Source organism: Paenibacillus sp. 32O-W (genome assembly GCF_007679495.1).
Taxonomy (GTDB): Bacteria; Bacillota; Bacilli; order Paenibacillales; family NBRC-103111; genus Paenibacillus_L; species Paenibacillus_L residui.
Genome location: NZ_VEGP01000007.1, coordinates 1 through 16,214 on the forward strand (window position 1 = coordinate 1; position 16,214 = coordinate 16,214).

Annotated in this window: 13 protein-coding genes and 1 pseudogene; 12 read left to right on the forward strand and 2 right to left on the reverse strand. The window is 50.6% G+C overall.

The window, feature by feature from the left end:
• Nucleotides 1-281: 281 nt before the first annotated feature.
• Together FS806_RS26550 and FS806_RS26555 are read left to right on the forward strand one after the other, a co-directional pair.
• A pseudogene (locus FS806_RS26550) lies at nt 282-539 on the forward strand (alcohol dehydrogenase catalytic domain-containing protein); the annotation flags it as partial.
• A gap of 167 nt (nt 540-706) precedes the next feature.
• Nucleotides 707-1,027 carry a zinc-binding dehydrogenase gene (locus FS806_RS26555; RefSeq protein WP_260981975.1) on the forward strand — a complete coding sequence of 107 codons (321 nt, stop codon included), beginning with the start codon at nt 707-709 and terminating at the stop codon, nt 1,025-1,027.
• A gap of 123 nt (nt 1,028-1,150) precedes the next feature.
• Here FS806_RS26555 and FS806_RS04350 read toward each other — a convergent pair whose 3' ends face one another.
• On the reverse strand, nt 1,151-2,083 hold the full coding sequence (locus FS806_RS04350) for a helix-turn-helix transcriptional regulator (RefSeq protein ID WP_144933400.1): 933 nt from the start codon (nt 2,081-2,083) through the stop codon (nt 1,151-1,153).
• Between the two features lie 203 nt (nt 2,084-2,286).
• On the opposite strand from FS806_RS04350, the gene FS806_RS04355 reads away from it, so the two are divergent.
• On the forward strand, nt 2,287-4,548 hold the full coding sequence (locus tag FS806_RS04355) for an ATP-binding cassette domain-containing protein (RefSeq protein ID WP_144933401.1): 2,262 nt from the start codon (nt 2,287-2,289) through the stop codon (nt 4,546-4,548).
• Nucleotides 4,549-4,837: 289 nt separating this feature from the next.
• Nucleotides 4,838-6,778, forward strand: a complete 1,941-nt coding sequence (locus FS806_RS04360) for a TOMM precursor leader peptide-binding protein (RefSeq protein WP_144933402.1) — start codon at nt 4,838-4,840, stop codon at nt 6,776-6,778.
• 144 nt (nt 6,779-6,922) lie between these two features.
• On the opposite strand, the gene FS806_RS26560 is transcribed toward FS806_RS04360, so the two are convergent.
• The gene (locus FS806_RS26560) at nt 6,923-7,030 is read right to left on the reverse strand and encodes a sporulation protein YjcZ (protein WP_144933403.1); all 108 of its coding nucleotides are present in this window, start codon (nt 7,028-7,030) and stop codon (nt 6,923-6,925) included.
• 288 nt (nt 7,031-7,318) lie between these two features.
• On the opposite strand from FS806_RS26560, the gene FS806_RS04370 reads away from it, so the two are divergent.
• From FS806_RS04370 to FS806_RS04405, 8 genes are all read left to right on the forward strand, one after another.
• Nucleotides 7,319-8,263, forward strand: a complete 945-nt coding sequence (locus tag FS806_RS04370) for an aminoglycoside phosphotransferase family protein (RefSeq protein ID WP_144933404.1) — start codon at nt 7,319-7,321, stop codon at nt 8,261-8,263.
• Nucleotides 8,264-8,544: 281 nt separating this feature from the next.
• Nucleotides 8,545-9,447 carry an aminoglycoside 6-adenylyltransferase gene (locus FS806_RS04375; RefSeq protein ID WP_144933510.1) on the forward strand — a complete coding sequence of 301 codons (903 nt, stop codon included), beginning with the start codon at nt 8,545-8,547 and terminating at the stop codon, nt 9,445-9,447.
• Nucleotides 9,448-10,050: 603 nt separating this feature from the next.
• Nucleotides 10,051-11,040, forward strand: a complete 990-nt coding sequence (locus FS806_RS04380) for an N-acetylglucosamine kinase (RefSeq protein WP_144933405.1) — start codon at nt 10,051-10,053, stop codon at nt 11,038-11,040.
• Nucleotides 11,030-12,349: a 6-phospho-beta-glucosidase gene (locus FS806_RS04385; RefSeq protein WP_144933406.1), complete on the forward strand. Its 1,320-nt coding sequence runs from the start codon at nt 11,030-11,032 to the stop codon at nt 12,347-12,349. Before FS806_RS04380 ends, FS806_RS04385 begins: the two co-directional genes overlap by 11 nt.
• Before the next feature lie 207 nt (nt 12,350-12,556).
• Nucleotides 12,557-13,027: a RidA family protein gene (locus FS806_RS04390; protein ID WP_144933407.1), complete on the forward strand. Its 471-nt coding sequence runs from the start codon at nt 12,557-12,559 to the stop codon at nt 13,025-13,027.
• A 40-nt stretch (nt 13,028-13,067) separates the two neighbouring features.
• Nucleotides 13,068-14,369, forward strand: coding sequence for an ABC transporter substrate-binding protein (locus tag FS806_RS04395; protein ID WP_144933408.1), 1,302 nt, complete (start codon nt 13,068-13,070; stop codon nt 14,367-14,369).
• A gap of 97 nt (nt 14,370-14,466) precedes the next feature.
• Nucleotides 14,467-15,351 carry a carbohydrate ABC transporter permease gene (locus tag FS806_RS04400; protein WP_144933409.1) on the forward strand — a complete coding sequence of 295 codons (885 nt, stop codon included), beginning with the start codon at nt 14,467-14,469 and terminating at the stop codon, nt 15,349-15,351.
• Between the two features lie 3 nt (nt 15,352-15,354).
• Nucleotides 15,355-16,200, forward strand: coding sequence for a carbohydrate ABC transporter permease (locus FS806_RS04405; RefSeq protein WP_144933410.1), 846 nt, complete (start codon nt 15,355-15,357; stop codon nt 16,198-16,200).
• The last annotated feature ends 14 nt before the right edge of the window (nt 16,201-16,214 follow it).

Sequence of the window (16,214 nt, forward strand, 5' to 3'; positions counted from 1 at the left end):
GTTTTCCAGTTAGTTTCCATATTTCTTCCGAATATAGAAATCTAACTGTATGAAATCCATTTAGTTTTCAAATTTCAGCCCTCGGGGTTATTTTCAGGATAGAAATTTTCTCATATTAAGTATAGCAAGAAATGGATCGATTACAATGTTTCCAGGAAACATTACTGACAAAGGTTGAAAGGATTGTTAATATTGTTTCCCGGAAACTATTTTGAAGATGAGGGATAGAGATGATGAAAATGAAGGCGATTCGTATACATTCCTACGGAGGCCCTGAAGTTATGCAATTGGAAGAGCTGCCCGTGCCGGTGCCGGGTCTCGGCCAGGCGCTTGTGCGTGTCCAGGCGGCGAGCGTTAACTTCCTGGATGTTCAGCATCGCCGTGGCGACCTTGTGAATCAGGCATTTTACAAAAAGGAAGGGGCCGTGGAATATAAGCTTCCGGCCACTATAGGGAGTCAATGCGTGGGGATTGTGGAGTCGCTGGGCCCTGGTGACAGTCCTGTTCAGGTTGGAGATAGGGTCATCTGCGGAGGAGGCAGCGGAACGTACGCCACCCATGTGATAGCCCCGGTTCAGCGGCTCATTCCCGTCCCGGACGAACTCCACCTGGAACATGCCGCGGCAGGATTATCCCAGGGCTTTCTCGCTTATGCGCTAACCCATGCCGCGTATCCCGTCAAGCCGGGGGATTGGTGCCTGATCCAGTGGGCAGGGATACCTTCGAGGCCAGCCTCGACAGTCTTGCCCCCCGGGGATATCTGGAGATTTTCGGGCAGGCAAGCGGGTTCATTCCGCCGTTTGATCTCATGCTCCTTCAAGAGAAAGGCTCGCTTTATATCAACCGTTTTTCCGGGCTATATTTTATGAAGGAATGGCATTCGTATCTCCCGAAATTTTTAGATTGGATCCGGGAAGGCCGTCTTTCGGTCAAAGTAGGGCGCACATATCCGCTGGCCGATGCCGCCAAAGCTCATATTGCTTTTGAACAGAGGCAGGTTACAGGCCGGGTGCTGCTTATTCCGTAATCTTATCCGCAGTCCAAAGCATAGTAGAAGATAATATTTTCATAGTGCTCCTGGATAAATCATTCGCAACCCTCGCGATGAGCGTCGAGGGTTCTTTGTCGTGTTTGCGAGTTAGGCTGCGGACTAGCGATATTGATCGAGCAGGCGGGAAGCCTGCTTTTTGATGAGCTCCACAATTTCCTGCGGTTCGATCACTTGGGCCTCCGTCCCTAGCTGGATGAAATAGGAGGACAGAAATTCGACCTCGCTGTAATCAATCATCGTATCGATATACCCGGAATCCTCATCCACAGATACGATATGCGGTTCGAACCAGGGCTTGCTTTGACACTGTCTCATCCCTTCTCTGGTCAGCTTAACATACAGACGGACCGGTGTATGGATCGTATACCCGTCTAACCAATCGGGCAAATTCATTTTCAGCTCGCAGGTTCTTTTGGAATTTTCCAAAGACAGGATTCTGTCCGCCCTGAACAGCCGCACCTTGTCTTTTTCCATGTCCCAGGCCGGCATATACCAGAATCCGTCATTAGCATATAAACCGATGGGCACGACTTCTCTCTTTTTACGGTTGGATTTGGAACGGTATTCGATAATGAGTACGTGATGGTCTAATGCCGCTTCAATAATCTCTTTCAGAAAGGGAGAGGAAGCCCTTCTCTTCGGATTCCAAAAAGACAGGACGGATTCCAGGCGGTCTATTTTCTTCTTAATGTCATCGGGAAGGCTGAAATACAATTTTCTGGAGGCGGAGTCCATATCCGTATCAAAGGGCAGGGATGGATAGTATCTCAAGGACTGGAAAGCGAAGAAAATCGCCAGCGCCTCGTGCTCATCCAATAACACGGGCGGAAGAATCCGGTTGTGCAGGATACGGTATCCTCCGTTTCTCCCCTGTTCCGTATACAAAGGAACCCCCATTTCACTAATTTCCATCAGGTACCGATGGGCGGTCCGGACGGATACGTGAAATTCATCGGCAATCTCTTGGGCGGTAAAGCTTCTCTTCGAGTTGGCATACATAATCAAGTCGAATAACAGCTTGGCTTTCGACATAAATTTCTCCTCACTTCCGAAGACAGTGATTAAACTGGACAACATTTGGCATGTTTAAAGTGTATCTTATGTAGGAAAGGTCGTCAAAGCCAAATCATTGGATAGACTGAAACTGAAATAGCAGGGGACTGCACGCGGAATTTATGCAGGTTATATGACTTGATTCCGCCTGCGAACTCCGTTAAGGAAGGAGAATGACAGCTATGAGAGAAGAATTTCGGGGAAATCCTATACAGGTTATTGGAGCCAGGGAGAAAAACTTGAAAGGGATAAGTGTGACGATCCCCAAGAAGCAGATCACAGTATTTGCAGGCGTATCCGGTTCCGGGAAATCGGCCCTTGTCTTTGATACCATTGCAGCGGAGTCGCAGCGCCAATTGAACGAAACGTATTCCAGCTTTATCCGCCATCGCCTCCCCCATTACGGACAGCCGGATGCGGACACGTTGAACAATCTTTCCGTGGCGGTGGTCATTAATCAGAAGAGGATAGGGGGAAACGCAAGATCGACCGTTGGAACGATTACGGATATCTACTCCTTGCTGCGCTTGTTATATTCCCGAAACGGTCGGCCCTTCGTCGGATCTATGGACATGTTTTCATTTAACAATCCTCAGGGCATGTGTCCCGAATGCAAGGGATTGGGAAGTGTGCAGACGATAAATATAGACCGGCTGATCGACCGGCAGAAATCCCTCAACGAAGGGGCGATCCGCTTCCCTACCTTCCGGCCGGGAGAATATCGTTGGAAGCGGTATGTTTGCACAGGGCTGTTTGACAATGATAAAAAGCTGAAGGATTACACGGATGAGGAATGGAACACGCTCTTGTACAAATCGGGCTTCAAGCCTCCCCATCCGACGGAGGGCTGGCCTCCTACTTCCAAATACGAGGGAATCATTCCGAGGATGGAACGCTCCTTCCTGAGCAAGGAATCGAGGGATGTGAAGCTGTACAAAGAGGCGATTGATTACGTGGTGACCCAGGGGAAATGCCCATTGTGCCGGGGGGCTCGGCTGAATGCCAAAGTGCTGGAGTGCAAAATCAACGGTCAATCGATTGCAGACTGCACGCATATGCAGGTCAGTGATCTGATCGGCTTTGTCCGGACGATCCGGGAGCCTTCGGCCCGTACGGTAGTCGATGCCATCGTCCATCGCCTGGAGCATCTGATCTCCGTAGGATTAGGCTATTTAAGCTTGAATCGGGAGACATCGACCTTGTCCGGCGGCGAATCTCAACGAATTAAAATGGTCCGCCAATTGGGCAGCAGCTTGACGGAGCTGACTTATATTTTTGACGAGCCCAGCATAGGGCTCCATCCTCACGATGTCAGCAGGATCAACCGCCTGCTGCGGCAGTTGCGGGACAAGGGCAATACCGTGCTGATCGTGGAGCATGACCCGGATGTTATTCAAATCGCCGATCATATTATCGAAATGGGGCCTCGGGCCGGGACCGAAGGCGGCAAAGTCGTATATGAGGGGGATTTGCAGGGGCTGGTCCGGGCCGGGACGCTGACCGGACAATTTCTGAATCGCCGGCCGGCTTTGAAGAAAGAACCAAGACAGCCTTCCGGCTGGCTCTCGATCAAACATGCGTTCCTTCACAATTTGAAGGACGTTAGCGCCGATATCCCGAAAGGGGTCATGATCGCAGTTACGGGCGTTGCCGGATCGGGGAAGAGCACTCTTATCCGCCAGGTGCTGCCGCAATATTATCCGGAAGCGATTTTCATCGATCAAGGAGCGATTCAGGCCTCCAACCGTTCGAATATGGCCACTTTTATCGGCATTTTCGATTTCATCCGAAGCTTGTTCGCAAGGGAGAACCGGGCCGACGCCTCTCTCTTCAGCTTTAATTCGAAAGGGGCCTGTCCGGAATGCAAAGGCTCCGGGATGATGAATATCGATCTCGCTTTTATGGATACGATTACCAGTATTTGTGATGCCTGCCAGGGGCGCCGATTTAAAGAGGAGGTTCTCGGGTTCACCCTGCGCGGGAGTACGATCAGCGAAGTGCTGGAGATGACGGTGGACGAGGCTGTGGAATTTTTCCGGGAACCGGAAATAAGGCCTGCTCTGCTGCGGTTACAGGACGTAGAAATCGGCTACTTGACCCTTGGGCAGCCTTTAACTACGTTGTCGGGCGGCGAGCTTCAGAGGGTAAAGCTGGCGGCGGAGCTGGAGAATCATGGAGAAATTTATGTGTTGGACGAGCCGACGACCGGACTGCACATGTCCGATACGCAGCGGCTGATTCGAATCTTCGACCGGCTAGTGGATCAGGGCAGCACCGTCATTGTCATCGAGCATAATCTGGACGTTATAAGCCAGGCGGACTGGATTATAGACCTGGGTCCGGGAGCGGGGCAGGAGGGGGGAAGGGTGATCTTTCAGGGACGGCCGCAGTATTTGGTGAACTGTAAAGCTTCGATTACAGGACAATATTTACGAGGCCGGTAAGGTGCAATCAGACGTTCATCCGTTCTTTCCTTATTTACCACATTAGAAAGTTTAAGTTCATTAAAGCATTAACATGGAACAAACTTTCTAATTGGCATAAAAAGCTTCCTCTAATACCGGGTTATTCATCTTCGAGATGGCTCCGTTAGGAGCTTTTTTTATCTTTGAATCCGATGGCGAATTGCATGCCTTCGCTGATGGCGTCATAGAGCTAAGAGCGGCGACATACTTTAAATAATGATTATTAATTGGACCCTATGTCAAGAGTTCCCGGAGAGGAGGAAGCTCCTTGAATCCTGTCGTTATTGTCGGAAATGGGAAACTTGCAGAAGCGGTATGCAAGCAATTATCCGGGCTCCCCATAGTGCACAGACCGGATTTCGGCGAAAGCGTACCGGCTGCGGGGCTCGTATGGGTGGTGCAGGATCAGTCTGATTCCGCTCTGAATGTGGAAGCGGAGAAGATTCTGCGGCCGCGCGGGCTTCCCTGGTCACGGGCCTGCTTATCCAGAGAAGAGGGGGAAGGGAGGATAGGACCGTTGGTCCTTCCGGGAAAGCCCGGCTGCTTCCAATGTGCGGAGACCCGGCTATCCTTGGCGGGTGGCGGGCGCGAAGAACCGGACGACTCGCTTATGAAACTAATTTCTCCAGATGCGATCGCTCCTTCCCCCCCGGAAGTTCCGCCGGCAGCATTCCGTCATATGGCGCTTATCGTCTCATTGGAAACGGCAAGGCTGCTGCGGGGGGAAATAACGGATTCGGAAGGCCGCGTCCATCTAATCAACTTAAGAAGCTTGACCAGCACCGTTCACTACATTCTGCCGGACGGGCTCTGTCCGGTTTGCGGCGAGCTGCCGGAGGATTCACCGGAGGCGGCGGCCATATCCCTGGAGCCGTGCAAGAAGCTCAACAACAGTTACCGCTGCCGTTCAATGGGCGACCTGCGGAAGGTTCTGGCCAAGGATTATCTGGATAACCGGACCGGGCTCATGAACGGCAAGCGGCCGGACCTCGCATCCGCCTTCGCCGGGGTAGCTATGAATCTACCTTTAGGACTGTATAATGAGGTGGTTGGGGGCCATTCGAATTCTTATGCAGATAGCGAAATGGCCGCAATACTGGAGGGGTTGGAACGATTTTGTGGGCTTGCTCCCCGGGGCAAACGAACGATCGTATCCGACAGCTATTCCCGCCTTAAGGAGGTGGCGCTGGACCCTGCTAAGGTAGGCTTTCATGCTAAAGAACTGTTGGAACAACCGGATTTTCCTTTCCAGTCTTTCGATCCCGATATTCCGATGGATTGGGTGTGGGGATATTCGTTCCTGCAGGAGCGGCCCATTCTCGTTCCCGAACGATTGGCCTATTACAGCCTGGGCTATGGCGGGGGATTTGTCTATGAAACCTCCAATGGCTGCGCCATAGGGGGCAGCCTTGAGGAGGCGATCCTGCATGGAATTTTCGAGGTTGTCGAGAGGGATTCTTTCCTGATGACCTGGTACACCAGGCTGCCGGTTCCGCGGCTTGATCCCGCCTCAGCGGAGGATCGGGAGCTATTGTTAATGATTCATCGCTTAAGGGCGGTTACAGGATACGAGGTATGCTTGTACAATACAACGATGGAGAACGGGATTCCGAGCATCTGGGCATTGGCGAAGGGTGGGAAAAAGCCTGGAGTAAATCTGCTCTGTGCCGCCGGAGCTCATCTCGACCCCGTCCGTGCGGCCAAGAGCGCCATACACGAGCTGGCGAACATGATCCCGATGGCCGAAGCCCGCTATAGGGAACGCAGGCCGGAGGCCGAGTCGATGCTCAAGGATTCGTTCCTGGTGGAGAGCATGGAGGATCACGCCTTGCTGTACAGCTTGCCTCAGGCGGAGGAAAGACTCCGGTTTTTGCTCGACGAACGGCGTCCCCTGCGTACATTCGCCGAAGAGTTTCAGGCTGCATCGACGAATGATGATCTAACGGAAGATTTGAAACAGGTCCTTCGAACGTTTCGCAGTCTTCGGTTGGATGTTATTGTTATCGATCAATCGTCCGGTGAGACACTCCGCAACGGCCTGCGCTGTGTGAAAGTGCTGATTCCGGGAATGCTGCCTATGACGTTCGGACACCGGTTTGCCCGGTTGACGGGCCTTGATAGGGTCTTCGAGGTCCCGATGAAGCTGGGTTATGCAGAGCACAAACTGACGCCGGAGGAGCTTAATCCATACCCGCATCCCTTTCCGTAGCGTGGGATAAGAATGTCAAAAAAGAAGAGCGAGGTTAGCGGTGCTGTTTCCACCGACACACTCGCTCTTTCTCTTTCATCGCAGGGACGGCCAGAATCCCTTATAGCTTGCTAATCATGCGATAACGTAAAGTATCGCTAGAAACTACACAAGCCATGCACGGGAAACAATAACAAGCAGAATGAAAAGAACAAGAATAACCCCTGTAGATGTAAACAATCCGCCACAGCTACCTGCTCCACCAAATCCCATAACGACATCCTCCCTTCTATTTTTTCTGTATTATATGTGTCTGAACGGCCGGAAGATTGGACGCCAAGGAAAATGTGCCGTTATAAAGGAAACAATCGCCTATTTCCTTGTATGGGAAAGGAGGATGGGTTTTCGGACCCGTTAAGTAATAACATTCGAAGATTCCGGACTGTATTGGAATGAGAGAGTATTCTTTTATTTTTTTTACTGCCTATGATGGATAGAGTTTTAATATACTTATTGTATTAGTAACGTAAGCCGCTTTCCCAAAACGGTCAGGAGGATGTAATGAACAAGCTGAAAACCATTTTGAAGGAGCATTATAGCTTAGAGATCAAGGGAATTTTACCGCAGCAGGGAGGCTGGGCGGCACTCGCTTATAAAGTGTCCGGTGACAGTGGCACCTACTTTTTGAAGGCGTATGAAAAAAGCAGAGCGTCCACCCCCAAGTGGACAGCTCTTATTGACAAGTATGTGCCTATCACCATTTGGCTTCTGCAAAATAGCGGCTTGAAAGGCAAACTTCCCGTGCCGCTCGTAACAAAGCAAGGGGAATACAAATGTGAGGACGAGGAAGGAATCTATCTGCTCTATGAGTATATCGATGGCGAAACGATAGGAGACCGAGATTTATCCGGGGAGCAGGTTCGCCAGCTTTCGGAAATGATAGCGGAGCTTCATTCATATGGGGAAGAAATACCGCCGGACACCGATGCCATTAAGGAAGATTTCTGCATCCCGTTTATGCAGCGGCTGAGGAGTACGTTGGGCGGGGAGTATTCCCGTGTTCCTGCCGAAATCAGAGAAGTGACGGACCCTTATCTTGAGCAGGTTAAAGGGTTGATGGACACTGTGGACAAGCTGTCCGCCGGTTTGAAATGCCGTTCGTTAAGGATGGCCCTGTGCCACACAGATATTCATCATTGGAATCTGATGCAAGCCGGACAACAACTGATGTTGCTGGATTGGGAAGGATTGAAATTGGCCCCCGTTGAAGCGGATATCATGTTTATGACAGACAAGCCCTACTATGAAGACTTTGTAAGCATCTACAAGCAGGTTCACAGCGATTATACCGTTGATCCCGATGTTCTGCTCTTTTATCAGGGAAGGCGTAAATTGGAAGATATTTGGGAATGGATGGAACAGCTTCTATTCGATCGGCAAAATGCAAAAGAAAGGGCCGCCTCCATCCAATATTTGGCGAACGAACTGAAAACGATAGGCGGATAATTGTTTGACACAGGTACCGGATGGTTCGGCCCGAAGGAATAATTGTGTTTTCCCTTACGGTTATGTTACTGTAATAACAAATTGTTTTGCATAAAATGGAAATTCCCCTGTTTCCTATTAGAATGTGATCCATTTTTTTGAAAGGAGTACCGTTCATGGGAAAGCTGGATAAGTGGTAACCCCTTCATCTTGTTATTGGCCGGGAAAATCGAATTCGCGGACCGCCTGCCTTTATAGTAAGCAGGAAATCCAATCAAAAATAGGGAGGCCGTGAAACGATGATGAGAAGTGAGAGAGAAATGCTGGATGACATCCTCGCATTCGCCGAGAAGGATGAGCGGATTCGAGCGGTGACCCTGGAAGGATCAAGAACCAATTCGAATGTGCCCAAGGATATGTTTCAAGATTATGACATCAGTTTTCTTGTGACCGAAATGGACTCTTTCGTGCAAGACCCCAATTGGGTCGACCGGTTCGGAGAACGAATCATTATGCAGACTCCTGAGGCGATGGCCATGTTTCCTCCGGACCTGGGCAGGCGTTTCTCTTACTTGATGCTGTTTACGGATGGCAACCGGATCGACCTGACCTTGATTCCGTTGGATGAGAAGGACGAATACTGTAAGGAAGATAAGCTGCTGCTCGTGTTATTGGATAAGGATAACTGCTTGCCGGATATTCCCGCTCCGACGGATGAAGATTACTGGGTGAAAAGGCCATCGGCGGAATTTTTCGCGGATTGCTGCAATGAGTTTTGGTGGGTGTCCACCTATGTAGCTAAAGGTCTATGGAGACAAGAGATTCTATTTGCCCTGGACCATCTTAATCTATATGTCCGGCCGATGCTTCTCAAGATGCTGGAGTGGCAGGTCGGCATTCAAACCGATTTTTCGCTCAGTGTCGGCAAGAACGGCAAATATTTGGAGAACTATCTCCCGGAGAACCGCTGGCAGCAGCTATTGCGCACCTATCCGAGTGGAGATTATGAAGAAGTTTGGAATGCGCTGTTCACAGCGGGCGATCTGTTCCGCAGAACAGCCCGGGAGGTAGCCGAACATCTGAAGTATGAATATCCTGCCGAGGACGACCGGCGTGTCACGGATTATTTGCAGCATGTCCGGGTCTTGCCGCGAGATGCCACTGAAATTTTTCCGAATATGATTAAGGAAAAGCTTTGGGATTAATCACAGTATTCTGCTTGATAGCGATTAACACAACTTTGAGGGGCGGTCCACCAGGCTGAAGCCTGGATGGGGACGCCCCCCTTTTTGTTTATGGTGTTGTTACACGCCAGAGTCGTAACTTTTCGAATTTACGTTCGGATATTCACTCTCTCGCTTGCTCTTGATCTCCATTCCACCGTCCCTTGGACTGTTATCCCCATTGCTCAGAAAGCACGTAATCCGGAAGCCGACAGACTTACTCCGGTTCAGGACGTATAACTAACGGCCAAAGCGGTAAAAGAAATAATTTTTTAAACCGTATGCGGCTGGTTCCCAGGGTTAGTTGGTTTGAAAATCTATATGAGGAGGAAGGAAATTACTTTCGGCTTCGAACTGCATAGGTTCGATTTAACGGGACAGTTTCGGCTGGCCCTAAGCAGTTTTCTGATTAAATGGGATAACAGTCAAAAAGGGGGGAGGAGATAAGGAAGAAGATTATTCTGAAGACGGTTGCAAAAAAACGTTGACATTTGATAGCCGGGAAATTAAGATATCACTATAGTTTATTCTTTGCATAAACTAACTGGCTACATACTTAAATTTTAGTCTTGAGGAGATTGATGGATGGCGTTGATTATGGGAGTGGACGGCGGTGGGAGTAAGACCTATGCGGTAATAACCGACGCCGAGGGGAATTTGCTTGGAGAAGGTCTGGCCGGTGGAGCCAATTACCAGAAGATAGGTCTCGATAGAGCGATGGACCATATTTCAACTGCAATGAAGCATGCACTGGAACAGGCCGGCTTGCAGTATGCGGATCTGGATTTTGTCCAATATACGCTCGCAGGGGCCGACCGCGAAGCAGATATGATCCGGCTGGAATCCGGACTTAAGAAAATACCGGTAACCAGCTGGAACCTGGCTTGTGATACAATGGCCGGGCTGCGCGCGGGTAGTCCGGACAATGTGGGCATTGTGCTTGTCTGCGGAAGCGGAACGAACGCATTCGGCAGAAACAGGGACGGGCAGGTCGTGCAAACAGGGGGATTCGGTTATCTGTACGGCGATTATGCCGGGGGCAATCATATGGCAATCGAAACCTTCAGAGCGGCAGTCCGGTCGTGGGAGCAGCGGGATATCCCTTCTATTCTTACGGAAAGGGTTCCTTCCTACCTCGGCTATTCTTCCATGGAAGCGCTGCTCAACGATTATTTGGACCGGCAGGTAAGGACGGTTCCATCCGAATTGACCATTGTTCTTCATGAAGCGGTCCAGGACGGGGATGCTCTCTCGATCCGTCTGTTGTCCGAGGTCGGGCACGAATTGGGCAATGCGGCACGCTCCGTCATGAGAAGAATAGGAAGCTTCGGTGTGGACAACATTCCGATAGTGTTGATCGGAAGCATTTTCCAGAGGGGCAAGAGCTCCTGCCTGCTGCAAAGTCTCGAAGAGACCCTGCGTGAGGAGCATACTGATTTTACGATTGAAATCCCGGAAATGGAGCCGGTCTTCGGAGCGGTATTGATGGGGATGGATCAGCTTCAGCTTCCTGCGGGGCCGCAAATTACCGAACGATTAAATTCGTACAGGAGGGAGATTATCGTTGAATCCTAAACCGCTTAAAGTGGCCGTTATCGGCGGGGGCTCCTCTTATACCCCCGAGTTGATTGAAGGGTTTATCAAAAATTATGAGCAATTTCCGCTGCAAGAGCTGTACCTCGTGGATATTGAAGCCGGCCGCGAGAAGCTGCAGATCGTCGGTGAACTTGCCCGGAGAATGATTGAGAACGCGGGGGTTCCCATCCGGCTGCATCTGACGTTGGATCGTCGGGAAGCGATTTCCGGGGCCAGCTTTGTACTGACGCAAATTCGCGTTGGCGGCCTGGATGCCCGGGCGGTGGACGAACGGATTCCGCTCCAGTACGGCTGCATCGGCCAGGAAACAACCGGGGCCGGAGGGTTCGCGAAAGCGATCCGAACGATTCCCGTCATCCTGGACATATGCAAAGAGATGGAAGAGCTTGCACCCGAAGCTTTCCTGATTAACTTCACTAACCCGGCAGGCATTATTACGGAAGCGGTATTGAAGCATTCCTCCATTCGTACCATCGGCTTATGCAATTTGCCCATCCATACCAAGATGCAAATTGCCCAGCTGGCGGAGACCGATCCGGCGAATGTCGATATGGAAATGGTCGGCATCAATCATTTGAACTGGACGCGAAATATCAGGATCAACGGCGTCGACCGGACGGAGGACATCGTGCGGATGTTTGACAACGCCAGCGGCCTGTCCGTGAAGAATATCCCCGATTATAAATGGGGGGACGGGTTTCTTGCTTCTCTCGGAATGATCCCCTGCTCTTATCTTCGCTACTATTATTTGAAGGATAAGATGCTCAAGGAGCAGCAGGAAGCGCTGAAGGTCAAAGGAACCAGGGCCGATGCGGTCAAGAAGGTGGAGGCGGAGCTGTTCGAGCTGTATAAGGATCCGGAATTAAAGGTGAAGCCGGCTCAGCTGGAACAACGGGGAGGAGCGTACTACTCGGAAGCGGCGGTTGACCTTATTACATCGATATACAACAATGCCCGCAATATCCAGGTAGTCAACGTTCGCAATAATGGGGTTATTCCGTGTCTGGGAGAGGATGTTTCGGTGGAGGTCAGATGCATCATTTCTTCGGAGGGGGCTACTCCGATGATGCTGAGCGGCGGGCCGCTGCCGGCTGAAATCCGGGGCTTGATCCAGGTCGTTAAAGCCTACGAAGAGCTTACGGTAGAAGCCGGTGTGAACGGGGACTACGGCAGTGCTCTACAAGCGCTTGCCATCCATCCGCTGGTAGGAGGCTCTTCATTGGCCAAAGCTGTACTCGATCAGATTTTGGCGGAGAACAAGCCGTATTTGCCTCAGTTTTTCAAGTAACAAGGCACAGGTATTCCAGACAGATGCAGACAGGACTTCCGCCGGTATAGCGCAGGAACGGGGAAGAATGGAATCTTCGGCAAGGGGATTGCAAGCCGGCCTATGCATTAAGCGGAATTTCCTGAACCGCATTTGGCTGTATTACTATATTTTGTTAGATTATTCGACAAATAAACTAACTAATTATGCAAAAGGGAGGACTTATTCATGAGTTTGGCAGATGAAAGAATTAAAGAGCTAGGTTTGATACTTCCAAAGATCGATTTGCAGGGAAAAGCCATCGTGCCGATCCGTCAGCACGGCAACCTGCTGTACACTTCCGGCCACGGACCGGAACGGGAGGATGACGGCAGTCCGATCTGGACAGGCAAACTCGGCAAAGATCTGACGGTGGAGGAAGGCTATCAGGCAGCCCGGGAATGCGGGATTATCCTGCTGGCCCAGCTCAAGAACTACTTGGGAAGTCTGGATCGTGTCGATGCTTTGGTCAAGGTGCTCGGTCTGGTCGCCAGCAGCGAGGATTTCTATCAGCAGCCTCAAGTAATGAACGGCTTCTCGGACTTGATGGTGGATGTTTTCGGGGAAAGAGGCAAGCATGCCCGTTCCGCAATGGGTACCTATGTGCTGCCTAAAAATATCCCTGTCGAAATCGAAATGATTGTAAGGATCAGAGATTAGTAGAGCATTTAAGCTGAGAGATGAAGGGGAGAGCGTATTAATGAAAAGTCCTTTTCGAGTAATGAAAATGTCGATGGCCGCCGTTATGTCCGTATCCTTGCTGGGTGCCTGCTCCCAGAGCGGCGGCAGTGAAGGATCGTCCTCGGAAGAGAAGGTAGAGCTTGTATTTCAGCATATCGGCGGAACGGTCCCCGCGCAGGTGACCCTGTTGGATGAAATGGCCAAGGAATTCAGCAGCCAAAATCCCGGAGTCACTGTGAAAATCGTCAATGTCGGCTGGGGGGAAGCTTACTCCATGTTCCAGCGCCAGCTAACGGTCGGACAAGCTCCGGACCTGGTCATGCTTAACGGGCAATGGGCCAGCGAGTACCAGCGTTTGGGAGCGTTCGCTCCCGTCAATGATTATGTCTCTCAAGAAATGCTCAATCAGTTCCTGGAATCCGGATTCGATTCGGTGAAGGGGGAAGACGGCAAGTATTACGGCGTCCCTTGGGATGGAAGCGTATGGGGCTTCTTCTACCGCACCGACCTGTTTGAAGAGGCGGGGTTGGATCCCAATAACCCGCCTGAAACCTGGGAAGAACTGCTGGAGTATGCACAGAAGCTCACCAAGGGCGATCAATACGGACTGGCTTTCCCGGCTGCCGGCTGGGAGCCCGATGATTATGTGCTTCCTTTCTTCTGGCAGGCCGGTAATGACGTTATCGTTCGCGAGGGGAACTTCTGGAGACCGACGATTAACAACGAATCCGGACTTGCTGTTGCGAAGTATATCTACGATTTGTCCAATACTTACAACGTGATGCCGAAAACGGTTACAGGTATGGATTGGGAAGCGACCATGAACAGCTTTATTTCCGGAAATACGGCGATGATGTTCAACGGAATGTGGGCGTCGGGCAGCCTGAAGGCCAATCCTAATCTGGATGGGAAATGGGCGACCGCCCCAAGCCCTGCGGGACCGGCCGGGAAAGCCGTGCTTGGTTATCCGAACACGTTAAGCATCACGGAGCAAAGCAAGCATAAGGAAATTGCAGGAAAGTTTCTGGAATTTATCTTTACCGGAGAGAAGCCGACTTACTACGATAAATTTGCCGAAGTGACCAGCGTAGTCGGCTGGACGAAGGATTTTGCGACGACGGAATTTGCCCAGGATCCGATTATGAAACCGTTTGTCGATCAGGTGTCCATTAGCCGCAACCGCCCGTTAGCGCCCAAGTATGAGGAATTTAGGCAGCTGCATTTCAATGCGGCCATCCAAAAGCTTATTCAGGGGCAGCTGACGCCGGAGCAGTTTGTCAATGATATGCACACGAGACTGGAAGAGCTAATGGGTCAATGATCATTCTTTAGGAGACATTCCGATAGCCCGGCGGCACAAGCATGCTGTAAATGCTGCCGGGCTTAATCTTTAAGGAAGCCTGGAGGTTAACTTAGTTATGAAACTCACTGCGAGTTTGTTTTGGAAGAGGGCGCTACCGTATTTTCTCATAGCACCGGGCGTCATATTTGTCGGACTCATCTTGATATATCCCATGATCTCGGGGATTATCTCCAGCTTTTTCACCCAGCATTCCCTGACCGCTTCCGACCGGACCTTTGCAGGGCTCGATCATTACAGAGCGCTGTTCTCGGACAGTATTTTTACGGGAGCCTTCTGGAATACGGTCATTTGGACGGTAGGAGTAGTTGTCGGCCAGTATTTGATCGGCCTTGCCGTTGCTCTGTTGTTAAATGAAGAAATTCCCGGGAGGGGTATCTTCCGGAGCTTGATCCTTATTCCCTGGATCGTGCCCATGATCGCCGCCGGTCTCACCTGGAAATGGATCTATTCCAGCCAATTCGGGATTTTGAACTATGTGTTAATGAAATTGGGAATTATCTCGGGGCCCATCGACTGGCTCGGAGATTCCGCATATGCCCTTTATTCGGTACTGGCTGTAAGCGTTTGGAAAGGAATCCCTTTCGTCGCTGTTGTTCTGCTTGCCGGACTGCAAGCGATCGACCGTGAAATGTATGAGGCGGCTAACATTAGCGGAGCTAATTTGTGGCAGCGTTTCTGGTATATCACGCTCCCCAGTCTCAAGGGGGTTTCTCTTGTAATTGTAACTTTGACAATCATCTGGTCCTTTAACCAGTTTGACTTGGTCTACCTGATGACTAAAGGCGGACCTTCCAATTCGACGCAGCTCATTCCGGTATACTCGTACCTTAATGCCTTCAATTTCTTTAAAATGAATTACGCTGCGGCCATTTCTACTATTGGCGTACTCATGCTGAGTGTATTCGCCATTTTCTATCTGAAGAAAAACAAGGAGGACTAAAACATGGGGGGGAATGCGAGAAAAAAGTTGCTCGTCAAACGGAGCATCACTTACGTTTTATTGACATTGGCTACGGTGCTGCTCGTGTTTCCGTTTGTATGGATGATTTCCACTTCGTTTAAATCGTCCGCTGAAATTTTTGCCGAAGTGCCCAAGTGGTTTCCGAACGAGCCCACCCTGGAGAACTACCGGACGCTGTTTCAAGAGACCGGATTTCTGCAGTATTTCAAAAACAGTGTCATCGTCGCCATTTCGACAACGATTGTCACTTTATTTATAGCCATCTTCTTTTCTTATGGCCTCTCCCGTTTTAAATTCAGGGGCAGAATGCTGTTTTTGAATTCCTTGCTGGTTTCCCAAATGTTTCCCTTGGTGCTGCTTATTATTCCGATCTTCGCCATCTTTATCAAGCTGGATCTGATCGACAGCTACCTGTCCCTTATTATCGCTTACTGTACGTTTGCGATACCGTTCGCCACATTGATGATGAAAAGCTACTTCGACGGAATCCCGAAGGATATGGAGGAAGCCGCCTTTATCGACGGCTGTACACCGGTAAGCGCGATCTTCCGCGTTGTGATTCCGCTGGCGGCTCCGGGAATCGCCGCCGTAGGCCTGTTCTCTTTCATCCTGTCGTGGCAGGAGTTCATCTTTGCATTGACGCTGACCAGCTCCGACACCATGCGGACTCTGCCCGTCGGCATCTCTCTGATGGTAGGAAACCGCGAAGTGCTGTGGGGACAGCTGATGGCCGCTTCGGCCATGGTGACGACTCCTGTTGTAATCGTCTTTATCTATTTCCAAAAATATTTAATCAGCGGTATGACGATGGGCGGCGTGAAGGGCTAGCCGTCGCCGGTATA

Excerpts from the sequence above, each read along its gene's own strand:
- FS806_RS04390 (WP_144933407.1), top strand. The coding sequence starts at position 12,557 with ATGAGTTTGGCAGATGAAAGAATTAAAGAGCTAGGTTTGATACTTCCA.
- FS806_RS04375 (WP_144933510.1), top strand. The coding sequence starts at position 8,545 with ATGAGAAGTGAGAGAGAAATGCTGGATGACATCCTCGCATTCGCCGAG.
- FS806_RS04370 (WP_144933404.1), top strand. The coding sequence starts at position 7,319 with ATGAACAAGCTGAAAACCATTTTGAAGGAGCATTATAGCTTAGAGATC.
- FS806_RS04355 (WP_144933401.1), top strand. The coding sequence starts at position 2,287 with ATGAGAGAAGAATTTCGGGGAAATCCTATACAGGTTATTGGAGCCAGG.
- FS806_RS04395 (WP_144933408.1), top strand. The coding sequence starts at position 13,068 with ATGAAAAGTCCTTTTCGAGTAATGAAAATGTCGATGGCCGCCGTTATG.
- FS806_RS04400 (WP_144933409.1), top strand. The coding sequence starts at position 14,467 with ATGAAACTCACTGCGAGTTTGTTTTGGAAGAGGGCGCTACCGTATTTT.
- FS806_RS26560 (WP_144933403.1), bottom strand. The coding sequence starts at position 7,030 with ATGGGATTTGGTGGAGCAGGTAGCTGTGGCGGATTGTTTACATCTACA.
- FS806_RS04405 (WP_144933410.1), top strand. The coding sequence starts at position 15,355 with ATGGGGGGGAATGCGAGAAAAAAGTTGCTCGTCAAACGGAGCATCACT.
- FS806_RS04350 (WP_144933400.1), bottom strand. The coding sequence starts at position 2,083 with ATGTCGAAAGCCAAGCTGTTATTCGACTTGATTATGTATGCCAACTCG.
- FS806_RS04380 (WP_144933405.1), top strand. The coding sequence starts at position 10,051 with ATGGCGTTGATTATGGGAGTGGACGGCGGTGGGAGTAAGACCTATGCG.